Below are 15,732 nucleotides of genomic sequence, written 5' to 3' on the forward strand. Positions count from 1 at the left end.
GGGACGAGTTCCCTCACGAGCCCCCTCACTCCAACAGCCCGAACCGCATGGCGCTCGTCACCGCTGCCGTCCGGTCGTCCACTCCCAACTTGGCGAAGACGCGCAGGAGATGGGTCTTCACCGTCGACTCGCCGATGTACAGCCTGCGGCCGATCTCCGCGTTCGTGCAGCCCTCCGCCACCAGACGCAGCACCGCTGTCTCGCGCTCCGAGAGCCGGGGCCGTTCCGGCCTGGTGCGCAGCTGGTCGACCAGGCGGGCCGCGACGGTCGGCGCCAGGACCGTCTCGCCTCGGGCTGCGGCCCGTACGGAATCCGCCAGTTCACCCCGCGGCAGGTCCTTGAGCAGATAGCCGGCGGCGCCAGCCTCCACGGCCCGCAGGATGTCCCGGTCCGTCTCGTACGTCGTCAGGACGATCACCCGGCAGGGCAGCCCCGCCTCCGTCATCCGTACGATCGACTCCACGCCCGAGCCGCCCGGCATCCGTAGGTCCATCAGCACGATGTCGGGCCGGAGTTCGGCCGCCAGCGCCTCCGCCTGCGGTCCGCTGGACGCGTCCGCGATCACCTCCAGGTCCGGTTCCGCGCTCAGCATCGCCCGCAGGCCCTCCCGCACGACCGGGTGGTCGTCGGCCAGGATGATCCGGATCATGAACAGCTCCTCGGAGGCGGCACGGGCAGGCGAACGGTGACCCTGGTGCCGCCGCCGGGCGCGCTGTGCACCCGCACCGTCCCGCCGACCTCGGTGGCGCGGGCACGGAGCCCCGCCAGACCGTAGCCGTCACAGGCGGCCCCCGGGTCGAAGCCGTGACCGTCGTCCCGTACGGACAGGGTGAGGCTCTCGTCGGCATAGTCGAGGTCGATGGTCACGGTCGCCGAACTCCCCGCGTGCTTACGGCAGTTCGTCAGCGCTTCCTGGCAGGAGCGCAGAGCGACGACCTCGGCGCCCGCGGGCAGCGGACGGACCTGGCCGGTCACGGCGAGCTTCGCGGAGTGCCGGGCCGTCAGCCGGAACAGGGCGTCCGGCAGCGTGGCGCCGTCCAGGTCGGCGGGGGTGCCGTCGGTGACCAGGGCCCGTGCCTCGGCGAGGTTCAGCCGGGCCGTCTCGTCCATCAGGGCCAGATGACGGCGGGCCTGCGGCATGTCGTAGTCGAGCTCGGCCTCGACGGCCTGGATCAGCATCAGCAGGCTGGTGAAGCCCTGGGCGAGGGTGTCGTGGATCTCCCGGGCCATCCGCTGCCGCTCGGTCAGCGCCCCGTGTGCCGCGGACAGCCGCGAGACCTCGTGCCGGCTCGTGTCCAACTCGGCGATCAGAGCCGCCCGTTCCTGGCTCTGCTCGATGATCCGGATGACATAGCTGCCGACGGCCACCGAGAAGACCAGGGTGACGACGGCGAACAGGCCGTTGAAGAAGACGTCCTGCTCGCTCGGCCGCCACAGCAGCGCCCAGCCCGCCACGGGGGCGAGATTGATCACCGCCACGGCGGTCGGAGCCCACCGCATCCGCAGCGTCATGAAGCACTGGGGGACGAGAGCGAAGGTCATCAGCCGGGTCTCGCCGACCAGGATCGCCGACGGCAGGAACAGCGCCATCATCGCGCCGAGGTAGACGAGAGCCTTGCGCGCGTCGGGCGGATCCTGCCGGAGCAGGGGACGCCCGACCCGTACGAAGAGCGGGACCAGCGGGACCAGCAACGCCGCCGCCGTGACGCGGACCGGCCACCCGGGGTGCCCCGCGCCCAGCACGAACACCAGGGTGGCCAGCCAGATCAGCGCGAAGTAGGTGTCCCAGAGCCGGAAGGAACGGTCCCACGAGTACGCGCCCACGGCGTCGGCCGGAGCGGTCATCCGTCGCGCCGGTTCTTCCACCGGAAGGTCAGCAGACACAGCAGCAATCCTCCGACGCACCACGCCCCCAGCACCAGGGCGGTGCGCCCGAACTCCCAGCCGCCGGCCTGCTCCAGGACCTGCGCCGAGTCCGGCAGGAACACCCCGCGCAGCCCCTGGCACATCCACTTCAGGGGGAACAGCGCGCCGATGTTCAGCATCCAGTCCGGGATCGTGTCGATCGAGATGTACACCCCGGAGATGAACTGGAGGACCAGGAAGGGCAGGACGACCACGGAGCTCGCGCTCTTGCTGGACTTGGGCACCGAACTGATCGCGATGCCGAGCAGCGCGCACCCCGTGAGACCGAGCACGAAGATCCAGGCGAACGCGAACCATTTGCCGGCGTCCGACGGCAGCTCGACGTCGTACAGCGTGGTGCCGACGAGCAACAGGAGCGCCGTCTCCAGGATGCCGGTGAACAGAACCAGCCAGATCTTGCCGAGAAAGTACGCCGCCGGCGGCATCGGGGTCCCGCGCAGCCTGCGCAGCATCTTCTCGTCCCGCTCGACGGCGATCGAGATGCCGAGCGACTGGAAACTCGTCGACATGATGCCGGCGGCCATCATCGCCGGCACGTACAACTGCGAGGCCTTGATGCCGGCCCCCTCCACGTCGTCGCTGAAGATCGACGCGAACAGGAACAGGAAGACCACCGGAAAGGCGAAGGTGAACACCACCTGGTCGCGCTGGCGGAAGAACTGCCTGATCTCCAGGGCGCCCCGCCTCAGTCCGAGCCCCCAGACTCCGGGCAGCCTCGCGGTACGAGCATCGGTCCGGGACCGTACGGCGGTCGTGGTCATCGCGCGTCCTCCTGTCCGGTGAGCCGGAGGTAGACGTCCTCCAGCGTGGGGCGGCTGACCTGGAGCCCCGGGATCTCGCCGTCGAAGCGGCGCATCAGCGCGGCGACCGTCCTGGTCGGGGTGGCGGTGCGCTCCGTGCGCGGGTTGCCGTCCGGCTCGGTCCACTCGACGGTGGCGCCGGTGCCGTACCGCTCCCGCAGAGCGGCGGGCTCGTCCTCGGCGACGACCGTGCCCCGGGAGATCACGGCCAGCCGGTCGGCGAGCGCCTCGGCCTCCTCCAGGTAGTGCGTGGTGAGCAGGATCGTCGTGCCCTCTTCGGACAGTTTGCGGATCAGGTCCCAGAACTGGCGCCGGGCCGCCGGGTCGAATCCGGTCGTCGGCTCGTCCAGGAGCAGCAGCTCGGGGCCGCCGATCACACCGAGCGCCACATCGAGCCGCCGCCGCTGCCCGCCCGACAGGGCCTTGATCCGGCTGCCCGCCTTGGCCTCCAGACCCACCAGCCCGATGACCTCCTCCGGGTCCCGCGGCCGTGGGTAGTAGCGGGCGAAATGCCGGACGGTCTCCGTGACCGTCAACTCGGCGGGCGCGGATTCGTCCTGCCAGACGATTCCGACTTTTGCACGCCACGCGCGCGTGCCGTGCGCCGGGTCCACGCCGAGCACGGACACCTCACCCGCGTCCCGGTCCCGGTTGCCCTGGAGAATTTCCACCGTGGTGCTCTTGCCCGCGCCATTGGGCCCGAGCAGGCCGAACACCTCGCCTCTGCGGATGCCGAGATCGATCCCGTCGACCGCGGTCACGTCGCCGTACTGCTTGCGCAGCCCCCGAACGTCCACCGCGAGTTCGTTCGCCTGTGTGGTCATGCCTGTGAGCATCGGCCGGAACCGAACGTTCAGGGCCGACCGTGCGTACTTCCTTATGTCCACCGAACGGTGGACAAGCCTCCGGGTGCGGCACAATGGCCCCTGCCCGAAGAAGGTCCAACTCTCAAGCAGACGGATCGGCGTGATGAGCAAGACCACAGTGAAAGACGTCTCCACGGAGCCCGGGCCCTCGTCGGCGAGCGACGACGGCGCGCCCCGGACGGTGGGCGGCAGCCGTGCCTTCGCGCTGTTGCTGGTGATCACCGGCGCCGCCGGACTGCTCGCCGCGTGGGTCATCACGATCGACAAGTTCAAGATCCTCGAGGGCAAGGTCAGCGGCAAGACGTTCACGCCGAGCTGCTCCCTCAACCCGATCGTCTCCTGCGGCAGCGTGATGGAGAGCAAGCAGGCCGCCGCCTTCGGGTTCCCCAACCCGATGCTCGGCCTCGTCTGCTACGGCATCGTCATCTGCGTCGGCATGACCCTGCTGGCCCGTGCCACCTTCCCGCGCTGGTACTGGCTCACCTTCAACTTCGGCACGCTCTTCGGCGTGCTCTTCGTCACCTGGCTCCAGTTCCAGTCGCTGTACCGGATCAACGCGCTGTGCCTGTGGTGCTCGCTGGCCTGGGTCGCCACGATCACGATGTTCTGGTACGTGACCTCGTTCAACATCCGCAACGACCTGCTGCCGTCCCCGGGCTGGCTCAAGCGCTTCCTCTCCGAGTTCACCTGGGTCCTGCCGGTCACCCACTGCGGCATCATCGCCATGCTGATCCTGACCCGCTGGGGCGACAAGCTCTGGGCCTGACCGACGGCCCACGGCGTTGTCAGTGGCGTGACATAGGGTTTTGAACGTGGAGCCCGATCTGTTCACCGCCGCGGCAGAAGAACGCCAGGAGAAGGACCCGGCCGGCAGCCCCCTGGCGGTCCGGATGCGCCCGCGCACCCTCGACGAGGTGGTGGGCCAGCAGCACCTGCTCAAGCCGGGTTCGCCGCTGCGCCGACTGGTCGGCGAGGGCAGCGGCGGTCCCGCCGGACCGTCCTCGGTGATCCTCTGGGGCCCGCCCGGCACCGGCAAGACGACCCTGGCCTACGTCGTCTCCAAGGCCACCAACAAGCGCTTCGTGGAGCTCTCCGCGATCACCGCCGGCGTCAAGGAGGTCCGCGCGGTCATCGACGGCGCCCGCCGCGCCACCGGCGGCTTCGGCAAGGAGACCGTCCTCTTCCTCGACGAGATCCACCGCTTCAGCAAGGCCCAGCAGGACTCCCTGCTCCCCGCGGTCGAGAACCGCTGGGTGACCCTGATCGCGGCGACCACCGAGAACCCGTACTTCTCGATCATCTCCCCGTTGCTGTCCCGGTCCCTGCTGCTGACCCTCGAACCCCTCACCGACGACGACGTCAGAGGACTGCTGAAGCGGGCGCTGAGCGACGAGCGCGGCCTGAAGGGCGCCGTCGCCCTCCCCGAGGACACCGAGGACCACCTCCTGCGGATCGCCGGCGGCGACGCCCGCCGTGCCCTGACCGCCCTGGAGGCCGCCGCCGGGGCAGCCCTCGACAAGGGCGAGCCGGAGATCACCCTCACCACGCTGGAGGAGACGGTCGACCGCGCGGCCGTGAAGTACGACCGCGACGGCGACCAGCACTACGACGTGGCCAGCGCCCTCATCAAGTCCATCAGGGGCTCCGACGTCGACGCGGCCCTGCACTACCTGGCCCGCATGATCGAGGCCGGTGAGGACCCCCGCTTCATCGCCCGCCGACTGATGATCTCCGCCAGCGAGGACATCGGCCTCGCCGACCCGAACGCCCTGCCCATCGCGGTCGCCGCCGCCCAGGCCGTGGCGATGATCGGCTTCCCCGAGGCCGCGCTGACATTGAGCCACGCCACCATCGCGCTCGCCCTGGCCCCCAAGTCCAACGCCGCGACGACGGCGATCGGCGCGGCCATGGAGGACGTACGCAAGGGGCTGGCCGGGCCGGTACCGCCGCATCTGCGCGACGGGCACTACAAGGGCGCCGCCAAGCTCGGTCACGCGCAGGGGTACGTCTACCCGCACGACCTGCCCGAGGGGATCGCCGAGCAGCAGTACGCCCCGGACGCCATCAAGGACCGTGCGTACTACGAACCCACCCGGCACGGCGCCGAGGCCCGGTACGCGGACGCCGTGGAGTGGACCCGCAAGCACCTCGGTCGCAAGCGGTCCTGAGCACCCTGTAGAATCCTCGAAGCGCTGTGTCCCGTGCAGTCAGAACGGGACGGTCAGCCGGAACCCCCCAGTGGGGTTCCAGGAGCGTCGCGCACCGTTCGAATGGTGTCGCGGGCAGCCCACCACCGCTCGCGGTAGGTGGGCCACTCGCGTGCTGCACATATGTGCCCAGACCAGGGGAGCGGCTGCCCACCAGGTTCCTCGAGGACCCGGCGGGTTTCCCCGGCTGCGGATGCGACCTCCCATAACTCTGACGAGCCGAACACCAAGAGATGAGAGATTGTGGCGAACCAGCCCCGCCCCAAGGTCAAGAAGTCGCGTGCCCTCGGCATCGCGCTGACCCCGAAGGCCGTCAAGTACTTCGAGGCCCGTCCCTACCCCCCGGGTGAGCACGGCCGTGGCCGCAAGCAGAACTCGGACTACAAGGTCCGTCTGCTCGAGAAGCAGCGTCTGCGCGCGCAGTACGACGTGTCCGAACGTCAGCTCGTCCGCGCCTACGAGCGTGCCGCCAAGACCCAGGGCAAGACCGGTGAGGCCCTGGTCATCGAGCTCGAGCGCCGTCTCGACGCGCTGGTCCTGCGTTCGGGCATCGCCCGCACGATCTACCAGGCCCGCCAGATGGTCGTCCACGGCCACATCGAGGTCAACGGTCAGAAGGTCGACAAGCCGTCCTTCCGCGTCCGCCCCGACGACGTCGTGATGGTCCGCGAGCGCAGCCGCAGCAAGACGCTGTTCGAGGTCGCCCGCGCCGGTGGATTCGCCCCCGACGGCGAGACCCCGCGCTACCTCCAGGTGAACCTCGGCGCCCTGGCGTTCCGCCTGGACCGTGAGCCGAACCGCAAGGAGATCCCGGTGATCTGCGACGAGCAGCTCGTCGTCGAGTACTACGCCCGCTGATCACCGGCAGGCCGTAGGACACGCACCACTTCAGCCCGCCGTCTCCCCGCCCTTCCGGGTGGGCGAGGCGGCGGGTTGCTGCATGTCGAGGGTCACGCGCGCGTGCCGCACCGAACCCCGCGGCGCCGGCAGCCCCTCGAGCGGGCGGGTGCGGCGCAGCGCCCGTGACACCGCGGCGTCCCGCCCGAGCGACCGGCCCTGTCGTACGCACTCCTCGTACCGTTGGTCGCCCAGCCGCTCCCGGGCCGTCGCCTCGCACCGCTCGTGCGGGGCGTCGTAGTGGACCGAACCGAACAGGGGCAGGCCCACCGACGGCCACAGCGAGGCCGCCGCGCCCTGCAGCACGGCCGCCTCGGCCGGATCGCCCTCGGTCACGGTGACCAGAGCCAGCAACTCGATGGACAGGACCGAGCCGAGCAGGTCGTGGAAGGCGTGCGCGCAGGCCAGGCAGTCGGTGAGCAGCTCACGCGCGCGGGCCGCGTCCCCCTCGCTCCAGGCCGCGTAGGCCAGGACGTACAGCGCGTACGACCGGGCCCATCGCTCGCCGTGGTCCTCGCACACCTGGCGCACGTCCTGGCACAGCCGCACCGCGTCCGGAAGATCGCCCAGGAAGGCGCGGGCCATCGCCAGCTCGACCTGCGCCATCAGCACGTTGCTGTTGAGCTCGCCGATCTCCTGGTAGCGCGCCAGCGAAGAGCGCAGCAGCCTCTCCGCGCGGGGCATGTCGTCCGAGACGAGCGCCAGACAGCCGGTGCGGTGTTCGGCGTACGCCACGGCCGTCGGATTCGCGGAGCGCTCCGCCTCCTCGCGGCACTCCTGGAGCGCCGCCAGCGCCGGCACGGTGTCGCCCTGGAGGATCGCCACATGGCCGAGGACCCACAGGGCCTTCAGGCGGGCGGGCTCATGGCCGGGCTCGAGTTCGACGCTGCGCTCCAGCCAGTGCCGCCCCTCGGACAGCCGGCCGCAGCCGACCCAGCAGAACCAGAGGGAGCCCGCGAGATGCAGGCCCAGCTCCGCCCCGTCCGGTTCGGTCAGGCAGTACTCCAGGGCGCAGCGCAGGTTCGGCAGTTCGGCCTCGATCCGTGCGGCCACCTCGTTCTGCCGCGGGGAGAACCACTCCAGCTCGCACCAGGTCGCCAGGCCCACGTACCAGTCGCGGTGCCGCCTGCGCAGCCGGACCGCGTCACCCGTCGCCTCCAGCCACTCGGCGCCGTACGCACGAACCGTGTCGAGCATGCGGTAGCGCACGCCGGTCGCGGTCTCCTCACGGGTCACCACCGACTGGGCGAGCAGCGCGGACAGGACGTCGAGGACGTCGTCGGCGTGCAGACCGCCGCCGCTGCACACGTACTCGGCGGCCTCCAGATCGAACTGTCCGGCGAACACCGAGAGCCGCGACCACAGCAACCGCTCCCCGGGCGTGCACAGTTCATGGCTCCAGCCGATCGCCGTGCGCAGTGTCCGATGGCGGGGGAGGGCGTCCCTGCCGCCGCCCGTCAGCAGTCGGAACCGGTCGTCGAGCCGCTCCAGCAACTGCCCGGGGGACAGCGCTCCCAGCCGGCCCGCGGCCAGCTCGATCGCCAGCGGGATGCCGTCCAGACGCCGGCACAGCTCCCGTACGTGCGGATCGCCGCCGGCCGTCGCCACCCCGTGCCGCCCGGCGCGCTCCCGGAACAGTTCCGCTGCCTCGTCCTCGCTCAGCGGGCCCAGCGCGAACACCTGCTCGCCGGACACGGCCAGCGGTCGGCGTCCCACGGCGAGGACGGCCAGGCCCGGCACCTTCCCCAGCAGATCGACCACCAGAGCCGCGCACGCGTCCACCAGATGCTCGAAACCGTCGAGGACCAGCAGCAGTCGACGCCCGGCGAGGTGCGCGAGGAGCGTCTCGCGCGGCAGCCGCGTGGTGTGGTCCGTCAGACCCAGCGCCTCCACGACGGCGTAGTCGACGAACTCCGGATCGCGCACGGCGGCCAGTTCGACCCTCCCCCACGGCGCGCACCGCCCGCTCGCCACCCGCGCCGCGAGCCGCGACTTGCCGATACCGCCAGGACCGGTCACCGTCACCAGCCGCGAGGTGTCGAGCGCCCGTGCCAGCCTGGAGAGTTCCGCGCTCCGGCCGACGAAGCCGTCGAGCTCCAGGGAGGGATTGCCGTTCACCTCGGTGCCCTCGGGCTGATCACTGCGCATGGAACACGGAGCGTACTCAAGCGTGTTCACCGCGTACAACCGCTGCGGGACGGCCCGCGTGCGGGCGAGGGGTAATCCGGTGCGGAGCGCCGTCCCCGGCGCGATAGGCTCGGCGGAGACTTTTTTCATAGACAGCACGTTTCAGGGAGCGGGTGCACACAGTGTCCGGTGGAGAGGTTGCCGGGATCCTGGTGGCCGTCTTCTGGGCGATCCTGGTCTCCTTCCTCGCCGTCGCGCTGGCGAGGCTGGCCCAGACGCTCAAGGCGACCACCAAGCTCGTGGCGGACGTGACCGACCAGGCCGTCCCGTTGCTGGCCGATGCCTCCACCGCGGTACGTTCCGCGCAGACCCAGATCGAACGGGTCGACGCGATCGCCTCGGACGTCCAGGAGGTCACGTCGAACGCCTCCGCGCTGTCCACCACCGTCGCCTCCACCTTCGGCGGCCCCCTGGTCAAGGTCGCGGCCTTCGGCTACGGCGTGCGCCGCGCGATCAGCGGCCGCAAGGACGACGTGCCCGCCAAGACACCCCGGCGTACCGTGATCGTGGGCCGGGCGGTTTCCCGGGGCCGCGGGAAGAAGGACTGAGGCTCAAGAGATGTTCCGCCGTACTTTCTGGTTCTCCACGGGCGTGGCCGCGGGTGTCTGGGCCACCACCAAGGTGAATCGCAAGCTGAAGCAGCTGACCCCCGAGAACCTCGCCGTGACCGCGGCCAACAAGGCGATCGAGACGGGTGCCCGTCTCAAGGACCGCGCGGTCGGCTTCGCGCTCGACGTCCGGGACAACATGGCCCAGCGGGAGGCCGAGCTGACGGATGCCCTCGGTATCCACGACAGTCCCGAACTCCCCGCACCCCGGCGCGTCGCCGCCATCGAGAACACGACGTACACCACGCACTCGTACAACCGGAATGAGGACCACTGATGGAGTCGGCCGAGATTCGCCGCCGCTGGCTGAGCTTCTACGAGGAGCGCGGGCACACCGTCGTCCCTTCGGCGTCGCTCATCGCGGACGACCCGACTCTGCTCCTGGTCCCCGCCGGCATGGTGCCCTTCAAGCCGTACTTCCTCGGTGAGGTCAAGCCCCCGTGGGCGCGCGCCACCAGCGTCCAGAAGTGCGTGCGCACGCCTGACATCGAAGAGGTGGGCAAGACCACCCGGCACGGCACCTTCTTCCAGATGTGCGGCAACTTCTCCTTCGGCGACTACTTCAAGGAAGGCGCCATCAAGTACGCCTGGGAGCTGCTCACCAGCCCCCAGGACAAGGGTGGTTACGGCCTGGAGCCGGAGAAGCTCTGGATCACCGTCTACAAGGACGACGACGAGGCCGAGCGCATCTGGCACGAGATCATCGGCGTGCCCAAGGAGCGCATCCAGCGCCTCGGCATGAAGGACAACTACTGGTCCATGGGCGTCCCCGGACCCTGTGGCCCCTGTTCCGAGATCAACTACGACCGCGGCCCCGAGTTCGGCGTCGAGGGCGGCCCCGCCGCCAACGACGAGCGGTACGTGGAGATCTGGAACCTCGTCTTCATGCAGTACGAGCGCGGTGAGGGCATCGGCAAGGACAACTTCGAGATCCTCGGCGAGCTCCCCAGCAAGAACATCGACACCGGCCTCGGACTCGAGCGCCTCGCGATGATTCTGCAGGGCGTGCAGAACATGTACGAGATCGACACCTCCATGGCCGTCATCAAGAAGGCCACCGAGCTGACCGGCGTGGCCTACGGCGACGCCCACGACTCGGACGTCTCGCTGCGCGTGGTCACCGACCACATGCGCACGTCCGTGATGCTCATCGGCGACGGTGTCACCCCCGGCAACGAGGGCCGCGGTTACGTCCTGCGCCGCATCATGCGCCGCGCCATCCGCAACATGCGCCTGCTCGGTGCCACCGGCCCGGTCGTGCTCGACCTGATCGACACCGTGATCGCCATGATGGGCCAGCAGTACCCGGAGCTCGTCACCGACCGCGAGCGGATCGAGAAGGTCGCCGTCGCCGAGGAGAACGCCTTCCTCAAGACGCTGAAGGCCGGCACGAACATCCTCGACACCGCCGTCACCGAGACCAAGCAGTCCGGTGGCACGGTCCTCGCCGGCGACAAGGCGTTCCTGCTCCACGACACCTGGGGCTTCCCGATCGACCTCACCCTGGAGATGGCCGCCGAGCAGGGCCTGTCGGTGGACGAGGACGGTTTCCGCCGCCTGATGAAGGAGCAGCGGGAGCGCGCCAAGGCCGACGCCCAGGCCAAGAAGACCGGTCACGCCGGTGCGGGCGCCTACCGCGAGATCGCGGACAAGGTCGGCGAGACCGACTTCATCGGCTACAGCGACACCGAGGGCGAGTCCACGATCGTCGGCATCCTCGTCGACGGCGCCTCCTCCCCGGCCGCCACCGAGGGCGACGAGGTCGAGATCGTCCTGGACCGCACCCCGTTCTACGCCGAGGGCGGCGGCCAGATCGGCGACACCGGCAGGATCAAGGTCGACTCCGGTGCCGTCATCGAGGTCCGCGACTGCCAGAAGCCGGTTCCGGGCGTCTACGTCCACAAGGGCGTCGTGCAGTTCGGTGAGGTGACCGTCGGGGCCAAGGCCCACGCCTCGATCGACAGCCGCCGCCGTACCGCCATCGCCCGCGCCCACTCGGCCACCCACCTCACCCACCAGGCCCTGCGTGACGCGCTCGGCCCGACGGCCGCCCAGGCCGGTTCCGAGAACCAGCCCGGCCGCTTCCGTTTCGACTTCGGTTCCCCGTCCGCCGTTCCGACGGCCGTGATGACCGACGTCGAGCAGAAGATCAACGAGGTGCTCGCCCGCGAACTCGACGTCCGCGCCGACGTCATGGGCATCGACGAGGCCAAGAAGCAGGGCGCCATCGCCGAGTTCGGCGAGAAGTACGGCGAGCGGGTCCGTGTCGTGACCATCGGCGACTTCTCCAAGGAGCTGTGCGGAGGCACCCACGTCCACAACACCGCCCAGTTGGGCCTGGTGAAGCTGCTCGGCGAGTCGTCCATCGGCTCCGGTGTCCGCCGTATCGAGGCGCTCGTCGGTGTCGACGCGTACAACTTCCTCGCCCGTGAACACACCGTCGTCGCCCAGCTCCAAGAGCTGATCAAGGGCCGTCCGGAGGAGCTCCCGGAGAAGGTCTCCGCCATGCTCGGCAAGCTGAAGGACGCCGAGAAGGAGATCGAGAAGTTCCGTGCGGAGAAGGTGCTCCAGGCCGCCGCCGGTCTCGCCGAGTCCGCCAAGGACGTCCGCGGGATCGCCGTGGTCACCGGTCAGGTGCCGGACGGCACCACCCCGGACGACCTGCGCAAGCTGGTCCTCGACGTGCGCGGCCGCATCCAGGGCGGCCGGGCCGCGGTGGTCGCCCTCTTCACCGTCAACAACGGCAAGCCGCTGACGGTCATCGCCACCAACGAGCCCGCCCGCGAGCGCGGCCTCAAGGCCGGTGACCTGGTCCGCACGGCCGCCAAGACCCTCGGCGGCGGCGGTGGCGGCAAGCCGGACGTCGCCCAGGGCGGCGGCCAGAACCCGGCCGCGATCGGTGAGGCCGTGGACGCCGTGGAGCGCATGGTCGGGGAGACAGCCAAGTAATGCGCAGAGGCCGCAGACTCGCGATCGATGTGGGGGACGCCCGCATCGGGGTCGCCTCGTGCGACCCCGACGGGATTCTCGCCACTCCGGTGGAGACGGTCCCGGGCCGGGACGTCCCGGCGGCTCATCGTCGGCTGAAGCAGCTGGTCGAGGAGTACGAACCGATCGAGGTCGTCGTCGGCCTCCCTCGCTCCCTCAAGGGGGGCGAGGGCCCGGCCGCGGTCAAGGTCCGCGGCTTCGTCCAGGAGCTCGCCCGGGGGATCGCGCCCGTCCCGGTCCGGCTCGTCGACGAACGGATGACCACCGTGACGGCCAGTCAGGGACTGCGCGCATCCGGAGTGAAATCCAAAAAGGGCAGATCGGTCATCGACCAGGCAGCCGCCGTGATCATTCTTCAGCAGGCGCTGGAATCCGAACGGGTGTCAGGTAAAGCACCCGGCGAGGGCGTCGAAGTGGTCATCTGATCGCGGTACGGTAACGTTCCGCGCGATGCGGCGACATTCGAACAGTCACCGCACAGAAAGAGGCGAAACGGTAGCCGGATGGTGAGAGAAGGAGACCGCCGCCTCGCGGCTCTAGGGGATCGATGACTGAGTATGGCCGGGGCGAAGGCTCCGAACCGTGGCATCCCGAGGACCCGTTGTACGGGGACGGTGGATGGGAGGGGCAGCAGGCCGACGCGGGTCAGCAGTCCCCCTACGGCGGCCAGCCGCAGCACTATCCGCAGCAGCCGCAGCCGCAGCCGCAGCAGCAGTACGACAACGGTGGCTGGGGTGACGGCCAGCAGGCCGCCTATGGTCAGGCGCAGCAGCAGTATCCGCAGCACGACGGCCAGTACGACCAGCACCAGCAGTACAACCAGCAGCATCAGCAGCAGTACGACCAGCAGGCGTACCAGGGCCAGCCGCAGCAGTCGTACGACCAGAACGGCAACGGCTGGGCGACCGGCACGCAGGCGCAGGTGCCGTACCCCGCCGATCCCTCGGACCCGTACGGACAGCAGGCGGCCGCGTACGGCGCCGGGCAGCAGGACTACTACGGCAGCCCGGACGCGTACCCGCCGCCGGAGCCGCCGAGCCGCCGAGCCGCCGAGCCGGAGCCGCAGATCGACTGGGATCCGGGCCCGGATCAGGGAGAACACGCCTTCTTCGCGGGCGACGACGACAGCGAGGATGACTCCGACGACGCCAAAGGCGGCCGCGGCGACCGGCGCGGGCGAGGTGGCAAGGGCGGCAAGAAGCGCAAGAGCGGGTGCGCCTGTCTGGTGGTCCTGCTGGTGTTCGGCGGCGGTACCGCAGGCGTCGGCTACTTCGGCTACCAGTTCTACCAAAATCGTTTCGGCGCGGCCCCGGACTATGCCGGGGACGGCACGAGCGTGGTGGTCACCGTCCAGGTCCCCAAGGGCGCGGGCGGGTACGCGATCGGCCGGCTGCTGAAGGACGCGGGTGTCGTGAAGAGCGTCGACGCCTTTGTGTCCGCCCAGGAGCAGAACCCGAAGGGGAAGGCGATCCAGGCCGGCGCCTATCTGCTGAAGAAGGAGATGTCCGCCAAGAGCGCCGTCGTGATGATGCTCGACCCGGACAGCCAGAACAACGTGCAGGTCACTCCGGGGTTGCGGAACGTCTCCGTCTACACGAGGATCGACGAGAAACTCGATCTTGCTTCCGGCGCCACGAAGAAGATCGCCGAAAAGAAATACAAGAGCCTCGGGCTGCCGAGCTGGGCGAACGACAACGAGGGCATCAAGGACCCGCTGGAGGGCTTCCTCTATCCGGGTACCTATCCTGCGGCGAAGGGCATGAAGCCCGAGACGGTACTGAAGGAAATGGTCACCCAGGCCGCCGAGGCATACGGCAAGTACGACCTGGAGGCGAAGGCCAAGGCGCTCAAGCTGGACAATCCCTTGCAGGTCATCACGGTCGCGAGCCTCGTCCAGGCCGAGGGCAAGACCGAGGACGACTACCGCAAGATGGCGGAAGTGGTCTACAACCGGCTCAACCTCGCGAACCCCGAGACCTACGGGTTCCTGCAGTTCGACTCGACCTTCAACTACGTGAAGAACGAGAGCAACATCGAGATCTCCGAGAAGGAGATCAACAGCAACAAGGACCCGTACAACACGTACACGAACAAGGGTCTGCCGCCTGGGCCGATCGGCAATCCGGGCGACACCGCGTTGAAGGCGACACTGAATCCGACCGACGACGGCTGGTACTACTTCGTTGCGACCGACGGCGTGAACAAGACCGAATTCGCCAAGACGCATGCCCAGTTCCTGCAGCTCAAGGAAAAGTTCAATGAGAGCACGGGCAGCTGACGCCCGCCGGGCCGCCGTTCTCGGAAAGCCCATCGCCCACTCCCTCTCGCCGGTCCTGCACCGGGCCGCCTACGAGGAGTTGGGGCTCACGGGCTGGTCGTACGACCGGTTCGAGCTCGATGAGGCCGCACTGCCCGGGTTCGTCGGGCACCTCGGGCCGGAGTGGGCCGGGCTGTCGGTGACCATGCCGCTCAAGCGGGCGGTCATCCCGCTGCTCGACGAGATCAGTGAGACGGCCGCCTCGGTGGAGGCGGTCAACACCGTCGTGTTCACCGAGGACGGCCGCCGCCTCGGCGACAACACCGACATCCCGGGGATGGTCGCCGCCCTGCGCGAGCGAGGCATCGAACAGGTCGAGTCGGCGGCGATCCTCGGCGCCGGCGCCACCGCCTCCTCCGCGCTCGCCGCGCTCGCCCGGATCTGTACCGGTGAGGTCGTCGCCTATGTGCGCAGCGAGGCCCGGGCCGCCGAGATGCGGCAGTGGGGCGCACGTCTCGACGTCGACGTGCGCACGGCGGACTGGGCCGACGCGGCCGAGGCCCTGGACGCTCCGCTGGTGATCGCGACCACCCCCGCCGGGGCGACGGACGCTCTCGCCCACGCCGTACCGGAGCGCCCCGCGGCCCTCTTCGACGTGCTCTACGACCCGTGGCCGACCGAGCTGGCGGCCCGCTGGTCGATGATCGGCGGGGCCGTGGTCAGCGGTCTCGACCTGCTGGTGCACCAGGCGGTGCTCCAGGTCGAGCAGATGACGGGTCTCGGGCCCGCGCCGGTGGAGGCCATGCGCAAGGCGGGCGAGCATGCGGTGGCGGCTCGCTGAGCGGATGGCCCGAGGGCTGTCCGTGTGTCCACGTCCGTCTGCTGGACCTGTGACCGGCTCCCGGCGCCGAACGTGGGAGGATCGGAGGTGGCGGGCCGGGGCCGCGCACCTGGTCGCGCCGTTGCCGTACGCGAGGACGCGCGTAAGCAGGGCAG

The 15,732-nt window shown here is 69.7% G+C and carries 14 protein-coding genes; 9 read left to right on the forward strand and 5 right to left on the reverse strand.

What is annotated here, in order from left to right:
- Positions 1–25: 25 nt before the first annotated feature.
- From OG841_RS38040 to OG841_RS38055, 4 genes are read right to left on the reverse strand one after another with little or no spacing between them, the layout of a single operon-like run.
- The gene (locus OG841_RS38040) at positions 26–649 is read right to left on the reverse strand and encodes a response regulator (RefSeq protein WP_371568814.1); all 624 of its coding nucleotides are present in this window, start codon (positions 647–649) and stop codon (positions 26–28) included.
- Positions 646–1,845 carry a sensor histidine kinase gene (locus tag OG841_RS38045; RefSeq protein ID WP_371568816.1) on the reverse strand — a complete coding sequence of 400 codons (1,200 nt, stop codon included), beginning with the start codon at positions 1,843–1,845 and terminating at the stop codon, positions 646–648. Before OG841_RS38045 ends, OG841_RS38040 begins: the two co-directional genes overlap by 4 nt.
- On the reverse strand, positions 1,842–2,687 hold the full coding sequence (locus tag OG841_RS38050; RefSeq protein WP_328637236.1) for an ABC transporter permease: 846 nt from the start codon (positions 2,685–2,687) through the stop codon (positions 1,842–1,844). The genes OG841_RS38045 and OG841_RS38050 overlap by 4 nt, the downstream gene beginning before the upstream one ends.
- Entirely contained in the window at positions 2,684–3,550 is an 867-nt protein-coding gene (locus tag OG841_RS38055; protein WP_371568818.1) for an ABC transporter ATP-binding protein, read from the reverse strand. The genes OG841_RS38050 and OG841_RS38055 overlap by 4 nt, the downstream gene beginning before the upstream one ends.
- Before the next feature lie 145 nt (positions 3,551–3,695).
- Here OG841_RS38055 and OG841_RS38060 point away from each other — a divergent pair, with 145 nt between their 5' ends.
- From OG841_RS38060 to rpsD, 3 genes are all read left to right on the forward strand, one after another.
- Entirely contained in the window at positions 3,696–4,358 is a 663-nt protein-coding gene (locus OG841_RS38060; RefSeq protein ID WP_328637234.1) for a vitamin K epoxide reductase family protein, read from the forward strand.
- A 46-nt stretch (positions 4,359–4,404) separates the two neighbouring features.
- On the forward strand, positions 4,405–5,760 hold the full coding sequence (locus OG841_RS38065) for a replication-associated recombination protein A (RefSeq protein ID WP_365119951.1): 1,356 nt from the start codon (positions 4,405–4,407) through the stop codon (positions 5,758–5,760).
- Positions 5,761–6,042: 282 nt separating this feature from the next.
- Positions 6,043–6,657 carry a 30S ribosomal protein S4 gene (gene rpsD / locus OG841_RS38070; protein ID WP_086766745.1) on the forward strand — a complete coding sequence of 205 codons (615 nt, stop codon included), beginning with the start codon at positions 6,043–6,045 and terminating at the stop codon, positions 6,655–6,657.
- Between the two features lie 30 nt (positions 6,658–6,687).
- Here rpsD and OG841_RS38075 read toward each other — a convergent pair whose 3' ends face one another.
- Positions 6,688–8,844: an ATP-binding protein gene (locus OG841_RS38075; RefSeq protein ID WP_328637232.1), complete on the reverse strand. Its 2,157-nt coding sequence runs from the start codon at positions 8,842–8,844 to the stop codon at positions 6,688–6,690.
- A 161-nt stretch (positions 8,845–9,005) separates the two neighbouring features.
- Between OG841_RS38075 and OG841_RS38080 the strand changes: the two genes are divergently transcribed.
- The 6 genes from OG841_RS38080 to OG841_RS38105 all read left to right on the forward strand — a co-directional run bounded on the left by OG841_RS38080 (position 9,006) and on the right by OG841_RS38105 (position 15,577).
- A complete protein-coding gene (locus tag OG841_RS38080) occupies positions 9,006–9,431 on the forward strand; it encodes a DUF948 domain-containing protein (RefSeq protein WP_307073923.1) in 426 nt (141 codons plus the stop codon).
- A 10-nt stretch (positions 9,432–9,441) separates the two neighbouring features.
- Entirely contained in the window at positions 9,442–9,768 is a 327-nt protein-coding gene (locus OG841_RS38085; RefSeq protein ID WP_328637231.1) for a hypothetical protein, read from the forward strand.
- A complete protein-coding gene (gene alaS / locus OG841_RS38090) occupies positions 9,768–12,440 on the forward strand; it encodes an alanine--tRNA ligase (RefSeq protein ID WP_371568825.1) in 2,673 nt (890 codons plus the stop codon). Before OG841_RS38085 ends, alaS begins: the two co-directional genes overlap by 1 nt.
- Positions 12,440–12,904, forward strand: coding sequence for a Holliday junction resolvase RuvX (ruvX, locus tag OG841_RS38095; RefSeq protein ID WP_007380695.1), 465 nt, complete (start codon positions 12,440–12,442; stop codon positions 12,902–12,904). Before alaS ends, ruvX begins: the two co-directional genes overlap by 1 nt.
- 122 nt (positions 12,905–13,026) lie before the next feature.
- The gene (mltG, locus tag OG841_RS38100) at positions 13,027–14,757 is read left to right on the forward strand and encodes an endolytic transglycosylase MltG (RefSeq protein ID WP_371568828.1); all 1,731 of its coding nucleotides are present in this window, start codon (positions 13,027–13,029) and stop codon (positions 14,755–14,757) included.
- Positions 14,738–15,577 carry a shikimate dehydrogenase gene (locus tag OG841_RS38105; RefSeq protein ID WP_328637228.1) on the forward strand — a complete coding sequence of 280 codons (840 nt, stop codon included), beginning with the start codon at positions 14,738–14,740 and terminating at the stop codon, positions 15,575–15,577. Before mltG ends, OG841_RS38105 begins: the two co-directional genes overlap by 20 nt.
- Positions 15,578–15,732: the final 155 nt, after the last annotated feature.

Origin of the sequence: Streptomyces canus (assembly GCF_041435015.1) — a bacterium.
Taxonomy (GTDB): domain Bacteria; phylum Actinomycetota; class Actinomycetes; order Streptomycetales; family Streptomycetaceae; genus Streptomyces; species Streptomyces canus_G.

Coding starts and splice junctions, on each gene's coding strand:
- OG841_RS38040 (WP_371568814.1), bottom strand. CDS start 649: ATGATCCGGATCATCCTGGCCGACGACCACCCGGTCGTGCGGGAGGGC.
- OG841_RS38045 (WP_371568816.1), bottom strand. CDS start 1,845: ATGACCGCTCCGGCCGACGCCGTGGGCGCGTACTCGTGGGACCGTTCC.
- OG841_RS38050 (WP_328637236.1), bottom strand. CDS start 2,687: ATGACCACGACCGCCGTACGGTCCCGGACCGATGCTCGTACCGCGAGG.
- OG841_RS38055 (WP_371568818.1), bottom strand. CDS start 3,550: ATGACCACACAGGCGAACGAACTCGCGGTGGACGTTCGGGGGCTGCGC.
- OG841_RS38060 (WP_328637234.1), top strand. CDS start 3,696: ATGAGCAAGACCACAGTGAAAGACGTCTCCACGGAGCCCGGGCCCTCG.
- OG841_RS38075 (WP_328637232.1), bottom strand. CDS start 8,844: ATGCGCAGTGATCAGCCCGAGGGCACCGAGGTGAACGGCAATCCCTCC.
- OG841_RS38085 (WP_328637231.1), top strand. CDS start 9,442: ATGTTCCGCCGTACTTTCTGGTTCTCCACGGGCGTGGCCGCGGGTGTC.
- alaS (WP_371568825.1), top strand. CDS start 9,768: ATGGAGTCGGCCGAGATTCGCCGCCGCTGGCTGAGCTTCTACGAGGAG.
- ruvX (WP_007380695.1), top strand. CDS start 12,440: ATGCGCAGAGGCCGCAGACTCGCGATCGATGTGGGGGACGCCCGCATC.
- mltG (WP_371568828.1), top strand. CDS start 13,027: ATGACTGAGTATGGCCGGGGCGAAGGCTCCGAACCGTGGCATCCCGAG.
- OG841_RS38105 (WP_328637228.1), top strand. CDS start 14,738: ATGAGAGCACGGGCAGCTGACGCCCGCCGGGCCGCCGTTCTCGGAAAG.